Genomic DNA, 19,052 nt, shown 5'->3' with positions numbered 1-19,052 from the left:
TTGTCATATAGAATATTAGGTAAATATTTATCAGATTTAAATAGAGATTTTATTAAACACTCCGAAACAAAACTATTGGAATACGGCATAACCCTTAACATGTGGCGATGTATGATGTTAATAGATAACAATAAAAACTGCAATCTAAAAGATATCGCCAGATTATTAAATGTGGATGGAGCCATAGTTACTAGAAATATAAAAAAGCTGGAAGTGCTTAATTATGTTACAAAAATAAAAAGAAATGATGATAATAGATTTTTCAGTCTATGTCTTACAGAGGAAGGCTTGTCCATTCTTAGGTCCATCAATAAATATCAGGATAATTGGTATGATAAGGTAATGAATGGTTTTAAGGAAGAAGAATGTGAAGAGCTGATTGGCCTTCTTAAAAAGCTTTGTGATAATATATAGATTTAACAAAAGTAAGCTAATTACTATTATATATAGAAATTAGCTTATTTTTTAGCATTTTTAAGATATATCACGTCTTTTCATATAAACAAGCAAACAAGAAAACACGTTTTTCCTATGCGCGCGTGCATATAGGCGCATGGGCTTATCTATTACCTATTTTTTCATGCTCTATAGGTAATTTCTTGTTTTCTTGTTTAATATAGCCTTGTATACTAGCTATATACTTACTTTTTTGAATAAACAGGTTTATAAACAAGAATTTTCTTGTTTATAAATTTTATCTTCAAATAAAAATTTCGTTGTTGTTTGGGCTAACTTTCCTATTTTTAGCTCCTTCAATGTTTCATCTGATAAGTTTTAGTCAACTATATTATTTGAAGAGTTTCCTGTTGTTGTTCTTTTTTGTCTTCCAGTTTTTCAAATCCCATTTAGGTGATACTTTTCAGTTTGTCTACACTATTTGACACTCTTTCACGTGGCGTAACCAGGAGTGTAATAGTCACTCTCCCATTTTACTCTATTGATTTTTCATATAAAAAATTTAGTTCATTTATAGATTGTGCTATTTCTAGTTCAAAATTATTAGAGCTTAATATATAATCTTTATCAAATTCTTTTTGTATAACAATTTTAATGTTTTCATTATTTTTGATTTTTTCTTCTAAAGATGTTCTTAATTCATTATATTCCATGAAGTTATTTAAACTTATTCTTTGGTCTCCAGATTCATCTTCATAGTTTATGTAGTATTTATCTAACTTTACATTATAAATTTCTTTCCATTTATCTAAACTCAAAATATATTTGTTATGATTAGACACTGGATTTACAGTATTTTTACTTGTGTATTCATATTCAATCTTTACGTATATGCCTTCTTTACCTGCCACGATGGATATACTTGAGGCATAATTTAACTTCTCTGCATCCTTTATTTGTATGGTGAAATAATTGCATATCTTGTTTCTATTTTTCCAATTTTGGATCTTATATAGTTGTTTTTTATCTCTATCTTTTAGATATGGTGATATCTGTGAAAATAGGCTTTTCCAGAATTCATCATATGCTATTGCTTTTAAATTAGTTATGTTATTGTATCTTTCTTCATCGTAATTATTCTTGTTTTCATCTGCTATAAAGCTAGTTCCCCCATATTGATCTAAAAACTGAAATACTTCTTTGAATTTGTTCAATTTGAATCTCCTTTTAATAATGACTTTTTATAAGTTTCTGTTCCGATTTCTCATTGGAACAAGATTGGAATAGAATTAATAGAAATCAGATACCTTTTATAATTATATATTTATTTTTTAATTTCCATAGTATCTTCCCATACTATTATTTGTTATCAAATCTGTTCTTGTAATACTCTTTAGTTCTAAAATCTATAGCATCCTTAAAATGTTTTATAAATAAGTCATTTAAATAATACTTTTCTAAATCTTTACTTAAAAAAACAAAATCAGGATCTTTAGTGAAAAACTCACTATGAGTTTTCGATAGTGCATTAATTGGTTGCTTTGATCTAGCTATATAATCCTTCTTGCCCCAGCTACCAAAGTTAGGATATTCTTTTAGTACATCCACTTTATTAGATCCTTTATTGAAAAATGCTTCAAATGATTCATATATATCATCATTATCTATTACTGATTTTATATGACCATTATTATAAAATGCTAATAGTAATGGCATTTTATATGACTTTTCCATGCGAGTATTTTCAATACATTTAATAAATTCATGAGCTAAAGAATCTATTATAACCTCATTCTCATCAATTTCTTTTTGTTCTTTTAAAAATTTCAGATAATCTTTAAATATATTCAACTTAGGTTTCTTTTTCATATTTTCGTACAAATCATCATCCATATAAGTAAACATCTCCACTCTAGATGGGGTATGACCTAAGTCTTCTTTAATCTTAAAATATTCATCTGCTATAAGCTCTTCCAATTTTTTATTAGCCTTTTCCATTCTCTCAAATATATCAACTAACCTAAAATCAAAATCTATAAAACAATCTTCTGGATAATCTTCTTCACTTGGTATAACTCCAGTAACCCTTTCTCTTTTCTTACTTTCCCCAGTAAGCAAATATGGCACTAAATTAGCTTTTTTATAATTCCCTATAAAGTCTAAAACGTTTAGATATTTTTTATTTTTATCTTTTCTAAGTCCTCTTCCTAACTGCTGCAAGAACACTGTTGGCGACTCTGTTGGTCTTAAAAACATAACCATGTCGATACTTTTCACATCTAAGCCTTCATTAAACATGTCTACTGAGAAGATAACTTTTATCTCTTCTTTTCTTAGTTTGCTAAGGGCTATGCTTCTCTCCTCATTGTATTCACCTTCACTACCACTATAAACAGCACATGCAACTACGCCTTGTTCATTGAAGTATTTTGCCATAAACTCAGCATGATTCTTACTTGTACAAAATCCTAGAGCACTTGATGACTTGTATTTTTTATAATGATTAAAAATAAGTTCTGCCCTTTTATTTATACTTAAAGCTTCTTCCAGTTGCTTTTCGTTATATCTTCCATTTTTATACTCAACGTCTTCTTCATAATTTACACTTTCATCATAAATACCATAATATCTAAAAGGTACTAACCAACCTTTATCTATAGCTGTTTTCAAAGTAGCCTCATAAACAGTGTTGTAGTCACATACACTGAACACATCTTTGTTATCTAGTCTATCTGGTGTGGCTGTTAATCCCAGCATAAATTTAGGTGTAAAGTAATTTATTATATTCTGATAGTTCTTAGACACGGCATGATGGAACTCGTCCACTACTATATAATCAAAGTAATTTCTAGTAAAATATTGCTCATTAAGATAGTTTTCTTTTCCTAAACTTTGAACTGATGCAAACACTATGTCTTTGTCAGTGTCTTTGGTTGAGTTCATAAAGAATCCCATGTTATATCCGTCTTCGTTATAATTATTTTTAGTTGTAGTTACTGACTCCGCAACTTTAGTAACTACATCATTCTGGTTGTTAAACTTATCTACTCTAACATTTTTAAAACTTTCATAAGCTTGTTTTAAAATTTCTTCCCTATGAGCTATAAATAAAACTCTGCTAAATTCTCTACTGTCAAAAGCTGCTAGATAAGTCTTTCCTATGCCTGTAGCAGCTACCACTAGTGCCTTGTCATTTCCCTCTTCTCTAGTCTTTTTAAGCTCGTACAGTGCCTCTATCTGTGCTCCTCTAGGTTCAAACAAGCTAGTAATATTATTGTCTTCATCATAAGAGTAATTTATCTTCTCTTTCTTTTCTTCTATTTGTGCAAATACCTTTGGTCTTTTCCAATTCTTTGAGTATTTTTCCAGTTCTTCATCATTTACTATGATTGATTCATTTAAAAATAACTCTTCAAACATTGCTTTAAAATAGTTGTAATCATCTTCACTTGTTTTCTTATCTATTCTATAATTCCACTCAATTCCACTTGTTAAAGCTGATCTGGAAAGGTTAGATGATCCAATGAAAATCTCACCTTCTTCATTATTTTCAAATATGTATGCCTTGGCATGGAAACTTCTCTTAGTGTCATTATAAAATCTTAAATCAACCTTATCCCCTAAAATATCTTTTAGTAAGTATAGTGCTGATGGCTGAGTTATATTTAAATAATTTCCTGTCAAAATTCTGATAGGAATATTTTTATCCTTAATAGCTTCTAAGTCTTTTTGTAAAAGTTTCACACCTGATTCCATCAAGAAGGATACTATTATATCTATTGAAGTGGCTGTATGAATGCTTTGCTGTATTCTTTTATATAAATGGTCGTTGTGACCTGTTATACAGTTTAAATTTAACCTCATGCCCTGTCCCCTTTATCTTTTGTTATATGATATAGTTTATCATATTTTGACATTCTCTCTAGGTGGTTTTATAATTTTATTTATGATTATATTTGGAGGTTAAATATGAAAATTTTTGATAAATTAGTTAGAGATAGAATTCCTGAGATTATTGAAAATAGTGGTAATCACTGTGAGGTTGAAGTTGTGAGCGATGAAGTGGCTTTGGAGTATTTGTATAAGAAACTTCAAGAGGAAGTTGATGAACTTGTAGAGGATAAGAGTCTTGAAGAGATTGCTGATGTTGTTGAGGTTCTTTTTGCTATTGGTGGTAAGTATGGGTATTCTGAAGAGGATATTTTGAATAGGAGAGCTGAGAAGAAGGCTAAGTCTGGTGGGTTTGAGGATAATATTGTGTTGAAGAAAACTTGGTAAAATCTGTTCCTATCTATCATAGGCACGGAGATAGGCACGGTATAGGCACAGCTGGTAACCCAGTTAAATACTAGGTTACATCCCACCCTGTGCCTATGTGCCTATAAATATACTATATAGTAACTTTATTTTATAATATAGTATATACGCATATGCACATATATGCGCGCGTATAGGGTTTTGAGGTATAGGCACACTTCTTTTCAGGCACAAAAGGCCTTGAAATCTAGTATTTGCCTTACTTTAGGAGTGTTCTTATCTTTGCTCCGATCTGTGTTGGGCACAGTTTATTAACAATTAACAACTTTTTCTTACGGGGGTGCACGCATATGCATGTCGCCCAAGAAGGAATTTCATATTAGTAAGTAAATTTAGTTTTTTAAAAGTCTCTTCTGTCCTTTTATCTGTCTATTTTTTAATTACTCTGCATAAAAAATAAAAGTAATATAAATTAAACTAATTCCTGTTTTATGTATTTTTCATTACTTTATATACATCATTTGTCCTAAAAAATCTTCCACCCTAACGCCCAATCTCTCTGCCCTTATCTTATAATATGTATAATGCTTATAGGATAGCTCACATATATTGTGAATCTCTTTCCAGTAATAAATATCTATTATATAATCCTTTCTAAGTATTTCTATCTTCTCTCTTTGATTAGAACTATCCTTAACATCATAGGGCATACCTTTTAACTCAACATATCTATCTTCATCTTTCAAATAAAAATCTGGTGTATACCTTCTCTTATTATCAATCTTAAAAGTAATTGGCTCATACTCAAATTTAATATTATTACAAATCAAATAATTAGCATAAATAACCTCATATCCAGACCTACAATACACCTTTTCATTGTCCTTTATAAAGTACCATTCCTTTTTATTTTTTCTACTCTTTAAAAGAACTGTAGTTGCCTTAATACTTGCTATCTCCTTTGCATAACAACCGCAAGATACTATCTCACCCTTTAAAATTTGAGAATATTTCTTCCTACAAATAGTTCCGCACTCACATCTACAAACCATATCATAAGCTTTTTTATTATTTCTCATAGCTACATCTATAATAGTTAATCTTCCATGCCTTTCTCCTACTCTTTCCAAAGCATTTTTATAGTTTTTCACTTTATAAGCATCAAAGTTCTTCTTATAACATCCACAACTTCTAGTATCACCATTATTTAAATACTTAGCTTTTACTTCTGTTATATTTCCACATTCACAACTACATCTGTATAGCCTTCTCCTATCTTTAGTGTTTTCTAATCTTTCTATTATAGTCAGCTTTCCAAATACCTTACCTATTAGTTCATCTGGCTTTCCTTTTATTTTTAAATCATTTTCTTTAAGCAATTTAACTAATGTTCCTTTAGCTATATTCAATTCTTTCATCATCTCTTTTTGGTTATAGCCTTTGTTTATTAGATCTTCTAGTATTTCTTTTTTAATTATTAATCGTGGTGCTGGCATCATTCTACCTCCATGTAACAGTGATGCATATGTAATACTACTATTATATTTAGTTATATTTGAGTAGTTATTCACGGAAATATTTTGGTTATAATACAAAATGAGGTGATTTTATGATTAATAAAGATGTAAATATTAGAACTTCTCTTACATTACCTAAGGATCTTAAGTCTAAGTTAGAAGTTTTAGCTGAGAAGGAACGTAGAAGTGTTAATAATCTTATTGTTAATGCTTTGTATTCATATGTGGATGATAACTTGGATTTTGAACATGAGAAAAAGGAGTAACATTTTAAATTATGTTCTCCTTTTTATTAATATTATTTACTATTTTATCCTGTCTATTTTTCAAAATATTTACTGTACAAACATCATTTTGCTCAATAAATATTTTATTTGCTTTAAATGCATCTATTCTTGATTGTAAATATTCTTCCTTTTTTCTTTAAAATCTGAGTTAGCAAAATATGACACTTAGTGTCATATTTCGTACACCAGGGCACAGTTATCCAATGTATTTCTATGTATTGGATTTGCTACTTTTAGGTTATTTATATTTTTATATCTTTCTTCATTATAATTTTCTTTATTTTTATCTGCTATAAAGCTAGTTCCCCCATATTGTTCTAAAAACTGAAATACTTCTTTGAATTTATTCAATTTTAATCTCCTTTTTCAGTGATTATTTATAAAGTAAAAAGTAGCGCATTTTGATAATGCACTACTTTTATTATAGTAATTTATTGATAATGCACTACTTTTATTATAGTAATTTATTTATATAAATTAAAGTTACTTTTATTTAGCATATGTTGTATAATCTATTTTATAGATATTTATACTTTAATCTATATTTTAAAGTTATTTATTTAATAAATATTTGTCTTAAGTGCTTTAGCATAATATATAAATCTAGATACTTAAAATTTTATACTTGCAAAATAAGTTGTTCTTCTATATTTAAAATTTTATTTACATGTTCTTTAAATCCTTTTTGTACTAATTTTCTAGCATCACTAGCTTTTGCATTATAACTCTCAATCAGTTCTTCTAGTTTTTTAATAGCGTCTTCTAAAGATAATTCTGTATTTTTCAATATATAAATTATATAAAATGCTTTTTGTTCATAATACTTAAATTTACTAAATTCTTTCTTATATCTTTTTTCAATTTCTATGAAGCTATTACTATATTTCAATGCATCTTCCAATGTAAACTCATTACACTCAAATATTTCCTCATAATATTCTTGAAATAATCTTTTTTTCTGATTAGTCGCTCTATCAGGATATCCTTTGACAGAGTATAGTATTTGTGCTAGTCTTTCCATAGATATTCTATAATCATAACTTACATCTATATCTCCTAAATCACCAGCTTTTCTTGCATAAAGAACCCTAGCTTCTTTAAAATATCGTTCTATCTGTATCTGTATTTTATCTACAGATTTTAAATCAACTGGAGAGATTGAATTTTGACTATTTGTATACTCTGCAATAGAATTTTTTAAAGTATCATCCTCATTAATATTAAACATTCTCACTAATACAAATGCTTCTCTTAATTTAGTAAACTTATCTGAATCATTATTATCTTGCAAAAACTTATAAATAGATCTTAGAGTTTGACCACCATTTACTATTTGAAATCCATTTATGGTAAATAAATATTTTTTTCCACTATTTTTTTCTGCACAATTTATTCCTTTTGCAGTTAAGGTTATTCCATTATTAAACATAAAAAAATCTTTATGTTTATCTTTTAAAGTAGCTTTTATACTTTTATTATATTTAGTTTCTCCTAAATATCCTCTTACATTATCATACAATAAAGAAAAATCTAATAAACAATTATCGACTAAATTGTCATCTTCCATAGCATAGTTATTAGCCAATTCCTCACTGCTACATGTTATTCTTATTAAATCAATTAGTGACATTTTAATAATATATGATTTCTTAGTTGATTTTTCGTCATTTTCAAAAGATAAAAAATCATTAGGAGAAATCATAAATTTACTTTGTTGATCATCTTTTAATACATTAAAAAAACCAATAATATCATCTAGTGATATATTAATTATTTTCATCCCATAACTTTTTTCTAGTAATTCAATATATTCATCAGAATTTCTTGCATATCCATTTGCTTCATTAGAAACCATATATAATGTTATATTACAAACCATATTACTATCTAGCAATTCTCTTATTTGTACTATTTTTTCTTTAACAATATAATCTATATCTAAATCATCTAAATTTTTATCAGTAGTTAAATATTGTAGAAATTTTGTACTTGTAGAAAGGTCATTTTCACTTTTTGTCTTTTCTACTTTAAAATTTTCCCTAAATTTAAAATTAAAAAGTTGTATCTCCTTATCTTTGCCTGAATCATCATTTATATAAACTGCATCTATACCTAAATCATTTATATTAATATTGTTTACAATTTTATTATAATCGGTATCTATTATTAATGACTTTATTTCTTCAACCTCTTTTAATCCTGTTATATTTTCTAAAATTAAATGATAGAATCCCAGTCTCATTTTTTGAATATCTTTATTTGTATCAATACCAAGATAGTCAAACATTCTCAAACTTTTCATATTAACAATCTTAAAATCATTTATATTAGCCATTACCTTCCCCCTTTAATCTACATATTATTATAATTATATCATATTATATTATTAATAAATATTAGATTTTAACTGTGATTTAGATTTAATAACAATATCCAACAACTTTAAGTATATTTTAACTTAATATAATATCCTTCTATCTTTTTTATTAGAGCTCATAATATAAATACTCCTTTATTCTTTATTTTCCTATACCCTTAATTTAGTATAAAAATATTCATACTAATAATTAGTCACTAATATTTCCTTGACTTTTCCTCTTCCCGTACCTTTAGAGTTTATCATCCTACTAACGCTAACCCTCTTAACTTTAAACTTTCCATATAACTCATCAAAGAACTCATCATCATCTATATAATTTTTAGGATCAGAATTACTAAGCATAACCTTAGCACCTTTATCACTTAATTCCTCATAAAATTTAGCCAGTTCAATCTGTGCATCATCATTAAATCCACTTTTATTATAAGAAGTAAAGCCACTTTTAGTTATAGGTCTATAAGGAGGATCCATATAAATTAATGTATTTTCATCCACATACTTTTCTAACTCTTTATATTCTCCACAACATATAATTACTTTATCATTACCTTCTTCATCTTTAGAATTTAAAATTTTTGACATATTAGTAATTTGTTCTTCATCATATATAGACGGATTTTTATGTTGCCCCCAAGGAACATTATATCCTCCACTTTTATTTTCTCTGTATAATCCGTTAAAACATGTTTTATTAATAAATATAAAATTAGCAGCTTGTTTAATTTTATTTACGCTCTTCCAATCATTAAATTCATCCCTAATTCTTAGGTACATTTCTTTTTTATCTTCATCTTCTTCATATTCTAAATATTCTCGTCTTAGTTCTTCTAAGTCCACTATAAGTTCTTCACAATTATTTTTTATTGATTCATAAACATTTATTAACTTATAGTTAATATCATTAATTATTATTTTTTTAAATTTATAATTTGATGATAAATATATAAATACTGCACCTGCTCCTACAAATGGCTCTATATATGTATCAATTTCTTTTTTCTCTCTAATTTCTTTTGGTAGTTCTTCTTCTAAAACTGGTAAAAGTTCAGTTTTTCCACCTGCCCATTTTATGAATGGTTTCATTTTCCCGACTTCTGGCATATATGTTTCTTCATCCTTTCCATTCGTTGTCTCATTACTTTGTTCGTCAATTAAATCTAGTAAGTTATTTTCAAATGACATTTGCATTATATCTAATTCTCTCAAACGTGATTTTGTTATTTGTAAATAATCTTCTTCTATTTCTATTCCTATATAATTTCTTCCTAATTTTTTACTTATAGTTCCTGTAGTGCCACTACCATTGAATGGATCTAATATCATACTATTTTGCTCTGTGCTAGCAAGTATTATTCTTTCTAGAAGCCATTCCGGCTTTTGCGTTGGATGATTACCGTATATCTTTTCTTTTCTTGATATAGCTGGTGATGTCCACACATCCTTCATTTGTTTGTTATCATTTAATTCTTTCATTAATTTATAATTGTAGAAATGCGAATTATTTTTACATTCTTTTCTTACCCATAGTATTGTTTCTGTTGAATGTGTAAAATATCTACAACACATATTTGGTGGCGGATTAGTTTTCTGCCAAGTAATATTATTTAATATTTTAAATCCTAGTTCCTCTAATACAAATCCAACTACATAGATATTATGTATTGTTCCTGATATCCACATAGTTCCATTGTCTTTTAGAACTCTTTTACATTTACTAATCCATTCCTGATTAAACTTATATTTTTCTTCAAATGTATTTACTTTGTCCCATTGTCCTTTATCTACCTTTTCCATCTTACCTGATTTACAAGTTATTCCTCCATTAGATAAAAAATATGGAGGATCGGCAAATATCATATCTATAGATTTTTCTTCAATTTCATCTAGTATATTTATACAATCGCCCTTATAAAGTTTTACTGTATCCTCTTCATAATATATGCTCATGATATTTACCTCCTTTTTAAATATTTTTTGTATTATAATAATTTTTAGTCATAAAACGTCTATTTATTAGTCTATTCTACAATAAAAAAGATTGACTATAATGTCAATCTTTTATCTACTATTTAACTATTTCTTCTAAAACTCCGTCTTTTATCATACTTAGATTTAATATATAATCGTCGTGTTCAAATGTTTCCTTTAATGGTGATTTAGCTGTATTCCATCCTTTACCATCTGTAAGCCATATAAATTCATATCCTTGTCCTTTTAACAAATCACTAAGATCTTTATATTCTCCTGCTGTAGCTTTTAGTTTTGAACCTCCACCACTATAGTAATTTACTTCTATTAGATATAAATTTTGATTAGTCTTTATAGCAAAATCAATTCTTCTATCTATTTTATCCATTTTTAAGTCTACACCAAATATATCTTTTATTTTTTTACTTGTTGCTTGATCTATATATTCAAATCCATTTTGCTCACAATATTCTTTTACAAATCTTTCACATATTGATTCCATAGTTTGCCCGCTTCTATTTTTTCTAGCATTACTATCTAGGCCGACTTCTACACCTTTACAATAATCTAATAATGATGAAACTTCTTTATTTATAAAGAATTCTTCTAATCCTGTTTGTTCAAAGAATAATATTATTTGTTCTTCATCTTCTTTTGTTAAAGAGCCCCTTTTAGTAAATAATTCATGTTTATAAGTGCTTTCTAACGTTTCAAAGTTATCGATAACTGCTACTTCTTTTAATTTTACGGGTCTTAATGCTACTAGTAATAATAAAGCTTTTTTTACTTTTACATTTTCATTTATAATTTTTATTAATTCTTGCCTTAGCTCTTTTTTATTTAACCCTAATAATGTATCTAGTGCTCTTAATTCTTTATCAAATGAATTTGCATTTTCCATGGATTTTTTAAAATCAGTAAAGTAATCCCATGTGTAGATACTGTCAATTAGTGTTTCTATTAGGTAATTAAATACTTGTTCCTCAGTTTTTAGGTTTTTGTCATTATAATAATTTAGTTTTTTCATTTTTCCCCCAATATTCTACATAAAGTATGTTATAAAGATATTGTACCAAAAAAGGATTAAACATCCTAATGTTATTTATTAGAACATTAAGATGTTTAATCCTTTTTAAATATGAATAGATATTCATGTGCTATTAATAAGAAGTTTCTTTGTTTGCTTAGTTCTTTCCATTTATCTGTACATTTGCAATTATGTTGTTCTTTAATTATTATTTCTTTTAGTTTAAAGCCTTCTTTTAAAAATATGTTCATTACATTAAATCCTAGTGGTTCTATTAGTCCATTTTTTCTAGTATCTCCTATTAATATTGCACAATGTTTTTGTGGTTTTAGTACTCTGTAACAACTTTGGGCTACAAATTTCATTGATTCGTAATATGATTCAAAATCTAGTAGTGATATGTCTTCTTTTATTGAATCGCTATATTTTACTATGTTTGCATAAGGTGGATGTGTACATATTAGGTCTATAGTGTTATCCTTTATTAGTTTTAGATATCTTGCATCTTGTTTTCGTATGTATGTTTTGTTGTTTTGAGGTACTCTTATTTGGCATAATTTTAGTGCTTCTATGTTTATATCGCTGCCTATTCCTATGCGATTTAGTCTGTTTGTTTCTATTAATGTAGTTCCACTTCCTATAAATTGGTCTAGTACTTTGTCTTTTTCTTTTGAATATCTTAGGATTATGTTTTTTGGTATATGTGGACTCCAGTTTCCTGGATAGTCTCCTTTATGCGTTAGCCAGTTACCTCTGTCTGGGAAACTCCATATTGTCGTGGTTTCGATATTGTTGTTGATGGTATCTACCTCCTTTTATATGGAGTTTTGACAATTTTTTTGTATTTGATAATTATTATTTTATTTTTATTTTAGATTCCTAATAATGACAATGGTATTTCATTAAAATAGTAATGGCAACCTGAATCTTTTATATAATCAAACACATCTCTATATTTAGCTTGAGCAAACCAATCACATAAAACATATATATATTCTACTTTTAGATTTAAACTTAATACTAATTTTTTATACTGTTTCTTTTTAAAATCACACGTTTGAAGCTTTTCATCTACAGAACCATTTCCTTGTTGAAATTTCTTTTCTATTATATAAAGTGTCTTATTGCTATCGTTGTATAATGCCTCATCTGGTAATAATTTTCTTGATATTATTTTTGTGTAATCGACTCCCCTTGGATTTAAAAATTCACTATATAATTTGTGTTTATCCATAGACATGCCTATATATTGACCATCTTTTGTTATCTTGTAATTACTGATTTTGTATCCTTGGTTTATTAATGCATCATTTAGTGATGTTGTTCGTTCAAAATGAAGCCCATTTTTATTTGTTTGCGCTCCTCCTCCAACAGTGTTTGGTTTTCTACTCATATTATTTTTCCCCCCTATTACTTTTCTTTCTATTCTTAATTATATCTATACTATTTTATTTTTCAATATAGCTTCATTGAATTTATTTTCAAATGGTAAAAATTTCGTTTTATTGTCCCCAATTTTTTTAACATCAGTAAAGTATCCTGTTGATCTGTAGTGGTGATTTTTATACTTATGTTCTATTAGCTGAACTGTTCCTCCCAAATGCTTGTTGCCATCAGCATCACAGTTAGCAAAATACATCATATTATAAGTCAGATGCCGCATTTGAAGCAATCTTTCCTATACCATGAGATCCACCTCTGGACTTTTCTACACTTTCGTCCTCTTCTTCTGTATGTACACCTTTGTTATATGCATATATGCTCCAAGTATCTTTTTGATTATTACTTTATCCTCTGTTTGCACCTGTAAGGCCTTTTGTATTGAAATCTTCAAAATATATATAGTTAACGATTTCATCATCCATTTTATTTTTCATGTGTTCTATAGTTTCTTTTGTATAACTATTTTGACCTTTTAAAGATTTTATTCTTTCTTTTATCTCATCCAATCCTGGTATATCGTTTTTGCTTACACTTCCTGTTTTTATAGTAACTATAACAGGTTCATCAGATCCTTTTAATTTTCCATCCAATGAGTTTTGTATATTTTCTCTTACTAATCCAGATATTCCAAAGTTGTAGAATCTTTCTAAAATTTTATTAAATGTAGATTCCTCTATACATGGAATAGCTGAAAACTGCCATGTTTGCCTCATAAACTCTCTCCCCCTAAGCTATCTTTCTCTTTTCTCTTTCCACTTCTTATACTCTTCCTTCATGCATACTCCACAAGGTCTATACCCTGCAGCAATAGCTGTATCCTCATCTTTAAAGAACACTCTATACTGAACATATTGCCCTTTAGCTATATATCTTTGCGCTGAAGAACAATCCAGCTTTCCATAAATCTTCAACTTTCTATGTCCACCAATAGTACCTGGTTCTTCTGATAAATACTCTTTCCCATTTTTATCTAATAATTTATACATTTAAATAAAGCACCTCATTAAAAACGTTATTAATTCCAACAGTTACATTCATACTTTTTATAATACTATCCTATGCTCATTTCTCAAAAAATTAAGAGATAGACACAGAATGCACAAAAATAACGCTAAAATCTTACTAAATCATATATGTAATAAGTATAAACAATAAAAATTCTGTGCCTATATACATAAGCACAGAAATAAAATTAATGAAAGTAAAGAAATTGATTATTTTACCTTCCTTCTCTAATACTTCACGCAATTACAAGCATGCTTACCACCAACATTATTAATGCCAACAGCCTTCACACTTGCCCCTCTCAAAAACTTACAACTAGAACTCTTATGATAATAACTATTACCACTAGCTATGTATACCGTTCTACCACCTGAGTTAGAACTTCCACCAGAAGAACTACTCGAAGACGGCTTTTTATAAACAACTGGATTTGTCCAGCAGTTACATTCATACTTTCTCATACTTGATGTCAACGTAACAACATAAGTTCTCGCACCTTCCAAGTACTTGCAGTTTGATATGGCATGATAATAGCTATTTCCATTGGAAACATAAACACTTTTTCCTATATGTTTATTGGAACTACTATCGTTGTGACCTTGTCCATGACTAGAGCTACTTTGACTACTGCTTCCCCCATTTGAATATGATCCAGTAGAAGAGTTAGAACTTGCTATTTGACTCTCTTGTTTTTTAGCCTTAGCTTCTTTAAGTTCATGTTCCAGTTTTATTGCCTTTGCATAATACTCGTTAACTTCCTCTTTTGCTTTCTCTATATCATCTGCCAGGTCATCTGGATATTTTTCTTTATATTCATAAAAAGACTGTTCCAAATCTTCATATTTCACTCTTAAATCCAAATATTTAGATATTTCATCCTTATTATCACTATAGTATTTTGAACTTTCTTCATCTAATTCTTGGATTTTTTTATCTAAACCTTCATACTCTTTTAGCTTTTTTCTTGTAATAATAGAATTATTTGGGCTTAGTATAAAAAGTCCAATTACTACAACTGCTATACCAGCTAAAATTGTTTTATTATTAATTTTTTCTGAAATTCTCAACTTTCTTCCCCCTATAAATTATCTAGCTGAGATGAATATTCTTCTATAAGATTTAAATAGTTATCTCTTTTACTTAAAAGCTTATTCAGTTCCTTATTTAAATCTGCATTACTGTTATATTTTTCCTTATATAATTTATACTCATTTTGAGTTTGCTCATATCTCATAGCTAAATCGCTATAATCCTCTTTATACTCTTCACTCATTTGAACAAAGTCTTCGTGATTTCTTTTCTTTTCATTATATTCAATTTGCTTCTTCTTATAATCATCTAAATCAGATGTTGAAACTGGTGTAAATATTATTCCTGCTATCCCAACTATTAAGACTGGGATTAATCTTAAATATTTTTTTATCATAATTCCTCCTAAGATTATAATTTATCGCTATACAAAATATATCATAAAAAAATAATTTTATATGTCGATTCATGTCGATGTGAGATTGGAAATTTCCCCCTAAAAAGTGCATAACAAAAATGTTACTCACTGCCCTATAAAAATCCCCATAAAAAACTGTAGTCCTAAGTTAAATTACTTAGACTACAGCCTTCTCATCATATATTAACATATTTATGATTTATACATATTAATCAGCAAACACAGTATTCTCCGTCTTCCACTGTAACATTTTTATATAAAGCCAAAATCCATATATGCCCAACGTAATAAAAGTCAGTATTAACCATTTAATATAGTGTAAAAATAAACTTCCTCCACTACCTATAAATTTAAGTCTTCTTCCTTCAATTACTGTGTGTTTAGCTTCCCATCTGTATTTTATACACATAGCCCAAGGTGTAGCTATTCCAAATGTAAAGAATGTTACCGCCCATGCTAATATATTGACTCCTATAAGTCCTAGAAGCCCTCCTTCAAATCTTGATTTCATGTTGTCTCTCCTATCATTCATATTCTAATTATGATAATTTATTTTATCATAGAAAAACAATTAACAAAGTGTTATTTTTTAACATTAAAAAAGAGAATCTAAAGATTCTCTTTCCCACATAGTTACATTTGCTCATAAGAGCCGTAAACTAATATTTCCTTATTCTCAATCATAACCTTCCCATTAGCAATAACAGTGTCTATATCCAAATTCTCATCTAACAATAATAAGTCTGCATCAGAACCTTCTGCCACGCATCCTTTTCTAGGGTAAACTTCTAACCCTTTTGCCACGTTAGAAGTTAAATAAACAAGAGCGTCTTCCACAGTAAAATCTAACTCATTTACCATTTGTTTAAACTCATTATGTAAGCTAGACACACTAGAAACACCCATCTTCACAAGATTTCCTGCTTCATCATATTTTGACCAGCTGCCATATCCATCAGAACTTATTGTTATATTTTCACTAGGTACATTTTCTTCTAAAGCTCTTTTTATACATCTTCCTGGTGTGAACTGCTCCTTTATACCACAAGTTAAATCAATCTTTCCTCCTGATTTTGCATAATCAAAAGCTTCTTTTAACAACTCTTCTCTCCTATTAACATGAGTAGGTCTTATTGACTTCATTGGTATTTCTGTTTCTTCTAAAATTTCTCTAACTGGTTGAAGGCCTTTTTTCCCATCTCCCATATGAAGTACTACTATACCTGGTTTTCCACTTAACATCCCTGCAACTCTAGCATCAGAAGCCACTCTTTGTAATTCTAAATTACTTACATTTGGTGCTCTATGGTCTGAAAGTGCCAATTTTACACCTATTATTTCATCTATAAAACATATATCTTTTTTTATAGAACCTGTAACTGTTACAGAAGGATACTCATAAGAACCTGTGTGAGCAAAAACTGTTATTCCTTCTTCCTTCAAAGCTTTTGCTTTTGATACTAAGTTTTCCACACTTCTAGTAGTTCCATCTGTCCCCAAAAGTCCAACAACAGTTGTTATTCCAGCAGTAGTTAATTTGCTTAAAGTTATTTCTGGTGCTCTAGTTTTAAAACTTCCTTCACCACCTCCACCAGTTATATGAACATGTTGATCTATAAAACCTGGTGTAAGTTTTTTACCACTACCATCTATTATCTTTATTTTTTCATTTTCAAAATTTATATTATCTTCTATTAAAGAGATTTTTCCACCACTTACAAAAACGTCTTTTTTTCCCTTATACTCTGGTGAATATACTTCCACATTTTTTATTAATATCATAAATCTTATACTCCTTATTTAAACAACATTCTTATCGTCTTTAGTTTCATTTTTATCTAATTTAGCTATACCAAATCCTGTAATAGCAAATATAACTGCAAATACTATTCCTGAATAGTTAAGTATTGCCCATGGTAAATATTGTAGTGTATCTACTCCCAGCGTTGCTGTCATATATGCCCCTGCTGCTGACCATGGTATTAATGGAACTAAAACTGTTCCTGAATCTTCTAGAGTTCTAGATAAGTTTTTAGGATGTAAGTTTTTCTTAGGGTAAACATCTTTAAATAACTCCCCTGGTACAAGTATTGATAAATATGAACTTCCTGTTACGAATGCAACTGTGAAACATGATACGATTGTAGATATTATTATTCCTGCAGTTGATTTTACTTTTGACATTAATAAATCTAAAACCACATCTAACATACCTGAAACACTTACTATACCTGCAAATCCCATAGCACAGAATATAAGAACTGTAGTACTTGTTACTGATGCAACTCCACCTCTGTTTATAAGTTTAATTACTTCTTCTGTAGGAGTTCCTGTAAATCCAGTCATTGTTATATCAAAGCCTGATATTAAAGATGTAAATCCATCTACTATATTAAATCCTTGAACTGCAGCTCCTAAAACTACAGTTAATAAACTTGTTCCTAGCATTGTAGGTATTGTAGGCCATTTTTTTACTGAGCCTAAAATTACTAATACAAATGGTAAAAGTAATACTATATTAAAGTTAAACATTGTGTCTAACTGGTCCATCATTAATTGAACTGATTCTGGTCTTACTAAATCACCTGACGCACTAAATCCGACAAATAAATATACAACCATTGCTAATAATGATGCTGGTACAGTTGTATAAAGCATGTGTTTTATATGTTCGTATAACTCACTGCCTGCTGCCATTGGTGCTAAGTTAGTTGTATCTGAAAGTGGTGACAATTTATCTCCAAAGAATGCCCCAGAAACTACAGCACCTGCTGTTGCTGGTAATGATATTCCTAATCCTCCTGCAATTCCCATCATTGCCACACCTATAGTACCTGCTGCACCCCACGATGTCCCTGTAACTATTGCAAGTATTGCTGATGATAAAAACGCTGTAACTAATATAAACTTAGGATTTATCATTTGAACACCATAGTATATAATCATTGGAACTGCTCCTGAGAACATTAATGCTCCTATTAATAATCCAACACTCCATAAAATTAATGTAGCTGGAAGTGCACTAGCTATTTTTTCTACTATAGCATTTTGCATATCATCCCATTTATATCCCAATTTAAGAGCAATTATTCCTGCTATAAATGCTGAACATATTATTATAGGCTCTGCTTTTATACCTAAAACTCCATAACCTAAAGCTAGAGCAACAACCATAAAAACTATTGGTGTTAATGATTGTGCCAAAGTAGGCTTTTTTCTTTGTACTTCTTTCATAATTAACTTCACCATCCCCATAAATATTTAAAATTTAGTTAAATTTCCTCATATAATGACTTATAAATCTTATTTAAAACAATAGTACACG

The 19,052-nt window shown here is 28.6% G+C and carries 20 protein-coding genes; 3 read left to right on the top strand and 17 right to left on the bottom strand.

What is annotated here, in order from left to right; all coding sequences use genetic code 11:
• Nucleotides 1–414 (top strand): MarR family winged helix-turn-helix transcriptional regulator, encoded by a 414-nt coding sequence (locus QX51_RS12080; RefSeq protein WP_052233034.1) that lies wholly within the window; start codon nt 1–3, stop codon nt 412–414.
• 515 nt (nt 415–929) lie between these two features.
• On the opposite strand, the gene QX51_RS20700 is transcribed toward QX51_RS12080, so the two are convergent.
• Nucleotides 930–1,610: an HI_0552 family protein gene (locus tag QX51_RS20700; RefSeq protein WP_039680163.1), complete on the bottom strand. Its 681-nt coding sequence runs from the start codon at nt 1,608–1,610 to the stop codon at nt 930–932.
• Nucleotides 1,611–1,755: 145 nt separating this feature from the next.
• Nucleotides 1,756–4,260: a DEAD/DEAH box helicase family protein gene (locus QX51_RS12070; RefSeq protein ID WP_052233033.1), complete on the bottom strand. Its 2,505-nt coding sequence runs from the start codon at nt 4,258–4,260 to the stop codon at nt 1,756–1,758.
• Between the two features lie 105 nt (nt 4,261–4,365).
• Between QX51_RS12070 and QX51_RS12065 the strand changes: the two genes are divergently transcribed.
• Complete coding sequence (locus tag QX51_RS12065; protein WP_039680162.1) at nt 4,366–4,674, top strand: nucleoside triphosphate pyrophosphohydrolase; 309 nt, start codon at nt 4,366–4,368, stop codon at nt 4,672–4,674.
• 482 nt (nt 4,675–5,156) lie between these two features.
• Here QX51_RS12065 and QX51_RS12060 read toward each other — a convergent pair whose 3' ends face one another.
• Complete coding sequence (locus QX51_RS12060; RefSeq protein ID WP_152607238.1) at nt 5,157–6,152, bottom strand: PDDEXK family nuclease; 996 nt, start codon at nt 6,150–6,152, stop codon at nt 5,157–5,159.
• Between the two features lie 110 nt (nt 6,153–6,262).
• On the opposite strand from QX51_RS12060, the gene QX51_RS20035 reads away from it, so the two are divergent.
• A complete protein-coding gene (locus QX51_RS20035; protein ID WP_082007836.1) occupies nt 6,263–6,436 on the top strand; it encodes a ribbon-helix-helix domain-containing protein in 174 nt (57 codons plus the stop codon).
• A 192-nt stretch (nt 6,437–6,628) separates the two neighbouring features.
• Here the strand turns inward: QX51_RS20035 and QX51_RS12055 are convergent, their stop codons facing one another.
• From QX51_RS12055 to nhaC, 14 genes are all read right to left on the bottom strand, one after another.
• A complete protein-coding gene (locus QX51_RS12055) occupies nt 6,629–6,808 on the bottom strand; it encodes a hypothetical protein (protein ID WP_039680160.1) in 180 nt (59 codons plus the stop codon).
• A gap of 268 nt (nt 6,809–7,076) precedes the next feature.
• Nucleotides 7,077–8,792 (bottom strand): AIPR family protein, encoded by a 1,716-nt coding sequence (locus tag QX51_RS12050; RefSeq protein ID WP_039680159.1) that lies wholly within the window; start codon nt 8,790–8,792, stop codon nt 7,077–7,079.
• A gap of 225 nt (nt 8,793–9,017) precedes the next feature.
• On the bottom strand, nt 9,018–10,784 hold the full coding sequence (locus QX51_RS21605; RefSeq protein ID WP_330376077.1) for a Dam family site-specific DNA-(adenine-N6)-methyltransferase: 1,767 nt from the start codon (nt 10,782–10,784) through the stop codon (nt 9,018–9,020).
• 118 nt (nt 10,785–10,902) lie between these two features.
• Nucleotides 10,903–11,832, bottom strand: a complete 930-nt coding sequence (locus QX51_RS12040) for a type II restriction endonuclease (protein WP_039680158.1) — start codon at nt 11,830–11,832, stop codon at nt 10,903–10,905.
• A 95-nt stretch (nt 11,833–11,927) separates the two neighbouring features.
• Nucleotides 11,928–12,620, bottom strand: coding sequence for a TRM11 family SAM-dependent methyltransferase (locus QX51_RS21680; RefSeq protein ID WP_334291550.1), 693 nt, complete (start codon nt 12,618–12,620; stop codon nt 11,928–11,930).
• Nucleotides 12,621–12,703: 83 nt separating this feature from the next.
• On the bottom strand, nt 12,704–13,225 hold the full coding sequence (locus QX51_RS12030; RefSeq protein ID WP_039680156.1) for a PD-(D/E)XK nuclease superfamily protein: 522 nt from the start codon (nt 13,223–13,225) through the stop codon (nt 12,704–12,706).
• A 45-nt stretch (nt 13,226–13,270) separates the two neighbouring features.
• Complete coding sequence (locus tag QX51_RS21240; protein ID WP_052233032.1) at nt 13,271–13,474, bottom strand: hypothetical protein; 204 nt, start codon at nt 13,472–13,474, stop codon at nt 13,271–13,273.
• Between the two features lie 145 nt (nt 13,475–13,619).
• Nucleotides 13,620–13,988, bottom strand: coding sequence for a hypothetical protein (locus tag QX51_RS21235; protein WP_052233031.1), 369 nt, complete (start codon nt 13,986–13,988; stop codon nt 13,620–13,622).
• An 18-nt stretch (nt 13,989–14,006) separates the two neighbouring features.
• Nucleotides 14,007–14,261, bottom strand: a complete 255-nt coding sequence (locus QX51_RS12020; RefSeq protein WP_039680155.1) for an Ada metal-binding domain-containing protein — start codon at nt 14,259–14,261, stop codon at nt 14,007–14,009.
• Nucleotides 14,262–14,507: 246 nt separating this feature from the next.
• Nucleotides 14,508–15,347: a coiled-coil domain-containing protein gene (locus QX51_RS12015; protein ID WP_039680154.1), complete on the bottom strand. Its 840-nt coding sequence runs from the start codon at nt 15,345–15,347 to the stop codon at nt 14,508–14,510.
• 11 nt (nt 15,348–15,358) lie between these two features.
• Entirely contained in the window at nt 15,359–15,706 is a 348-nt protein-coding gene (locus QX51_RS12010; protein WP_039680153.1) for a hypothetical protein, read from the bottom strand.
• Between the two features lie 229 nt (nt 15,707–15,935).
• Nucleotides 15,936–16,238, bottom strand: a complete 303-nt coding sequence (locus tag QX51_RS12005; protein ID WP_242842737.1) for a YjgN family protein — start codon at nt 16,236–16,238, stop codon at nt 15,936–15,938.
• A 122-nt stretch (nt 16,239–16,360) separates the two neighbouring features.
• Nucleotides 16,361–17,509, bottom strand: coding sequence for a beta-aspartyl-peptidase (iadA, locus tag QX51_RS12000; RefSeq protein WP_039680151.1), 1,149 nt, complete (start codon nt 17,507–17,509; stop codon nt 16,361–16,363).
• Between the two features lie 18 nt (nt 17,510–17,527).
• Nucleotides 17,528–18,961: a Na+/H+ antiporter NhaC gene (gene nhaC / locus QX51_RS11995; protein WP_039680150.1), complete on the bottom strand. Its 1,434-nt coding sequence runs from the start codon at nt 18,959–18,961 to the stop codon at nt 17,528–17,530.
• Between the last annotated feature and the right edge of the window lie 91 nt (nt 18,962–19,052).

It is taken from the genome of Terrisporobacter othiniensis (genome assembly GCF_000808015.1).
Taxonomy (GTDB): Bacteria; Bacillota; Clostridia; order Peptostreptococcales; family Peptostreptococcaceae; genus Terrisporobacter; species Terrisporobacter muris.
This window is presented reverse-complemented; position numbering and strand designations above follow the sequence as displayed.

Coding starts and splice junctions, on each gene's coding strand:
- QX51_RS12040 (WP_039680158.1), bottom strand. CDS start 11,832: ATGAAAAAACTAAATTATTATAATGACAAAAACCTAAAAACTGAGGAA.
- QX51_RS12020 (WP_039680155.1), bottom strand. CDS start 14,261: ATGTATAAATTATTAGATAAAAATGGGAAAGAGTATTTATCAGAAGAA.
- QX51_RS20035 (WP_082007836.1), top strand. CDS start 6,263: ATGATTAATAAAGATGTAAATATTAGAACTTCTCTTACATTACCTAAG.
- nhaC (WP_039680150.1), bottom strand. CDS start 18,961: ATGAAAGAAGTACAAAGAAAAAAGCCTACTTTGGCACAATCATTAACA.
- QX51_RS12010 (WP_039680153.1), bottom strand. CDS start 15,706: ATGATAAAAAAATATTTAAGATTAATCCCAGTCTTAATAGTTGGGATA.
- QX51_RS21605 (WP_330376077.1), bottom strand. CDS start 10,784: ATGAGCATATATTATGAAGAGGATACAGTAAAACTTTATAAGGGCGAT.
- QX51_RS12060 (WP_152607238.1), bottom strand. CDS start 6,152: ATGATGCCAGCACCACGATTAATAATTAAAAAAGAAATACTAGAAGAT.
- QX51_RS12030 (WP_039680156.1), bottom strand. CDS start 13,225: ATGAGTAGAAAACCAAACACTGTTGGAGGAGGAGCGCAAACAAATAAA.
- QX51_RS12065 (WP_039680162.1), top strand. CDS start 4,366: ATGAAAATTTTTGATAAATTAGTTAGAGATAGAATTCCTGAGATTATT.
- QX51_RS12070 (WP_052233033.1), bottom strand. CDS start 4,260: ATGAGGTTAAATTTAAACTGTATAACAGGTCACAACGACCATTTATAT.
- QX51_RS21240 (WP_052233032.1), bottom strand. CDS start 13,474: ATGATGTATTTTGCTAACTGTGATGCTGATGGCAACAAGCATTTGGGA.
- QX51_RS12005 (WP_242842737.1), bottom strand. CDS start 16,238: ATGAAATCAAGATTTGAAGGAGGGCTTCTAGGACTTATAGGAGTCAAT.
- QX51_RS12050 (WP_039680159.1), bottom strand. CDS start 8,792: ATGGCTAATATAAATGATTTTAAGATTGTTAATATGAAAAGTTTGAGA.
- QX51_RS21235 (WP_052233031.1), bottom strand. CDS start 13,988: ATGAGGCAAACATGGCAGTTTTCAGCTATTCCATGTATAGAGGAATCT.
- iadA (WP_039680151.1), bottom strand. CDS start 17,509: ATGATATTAATAAAAAATGTGGAAGTATATTCACCAGAGTATAAGGGA.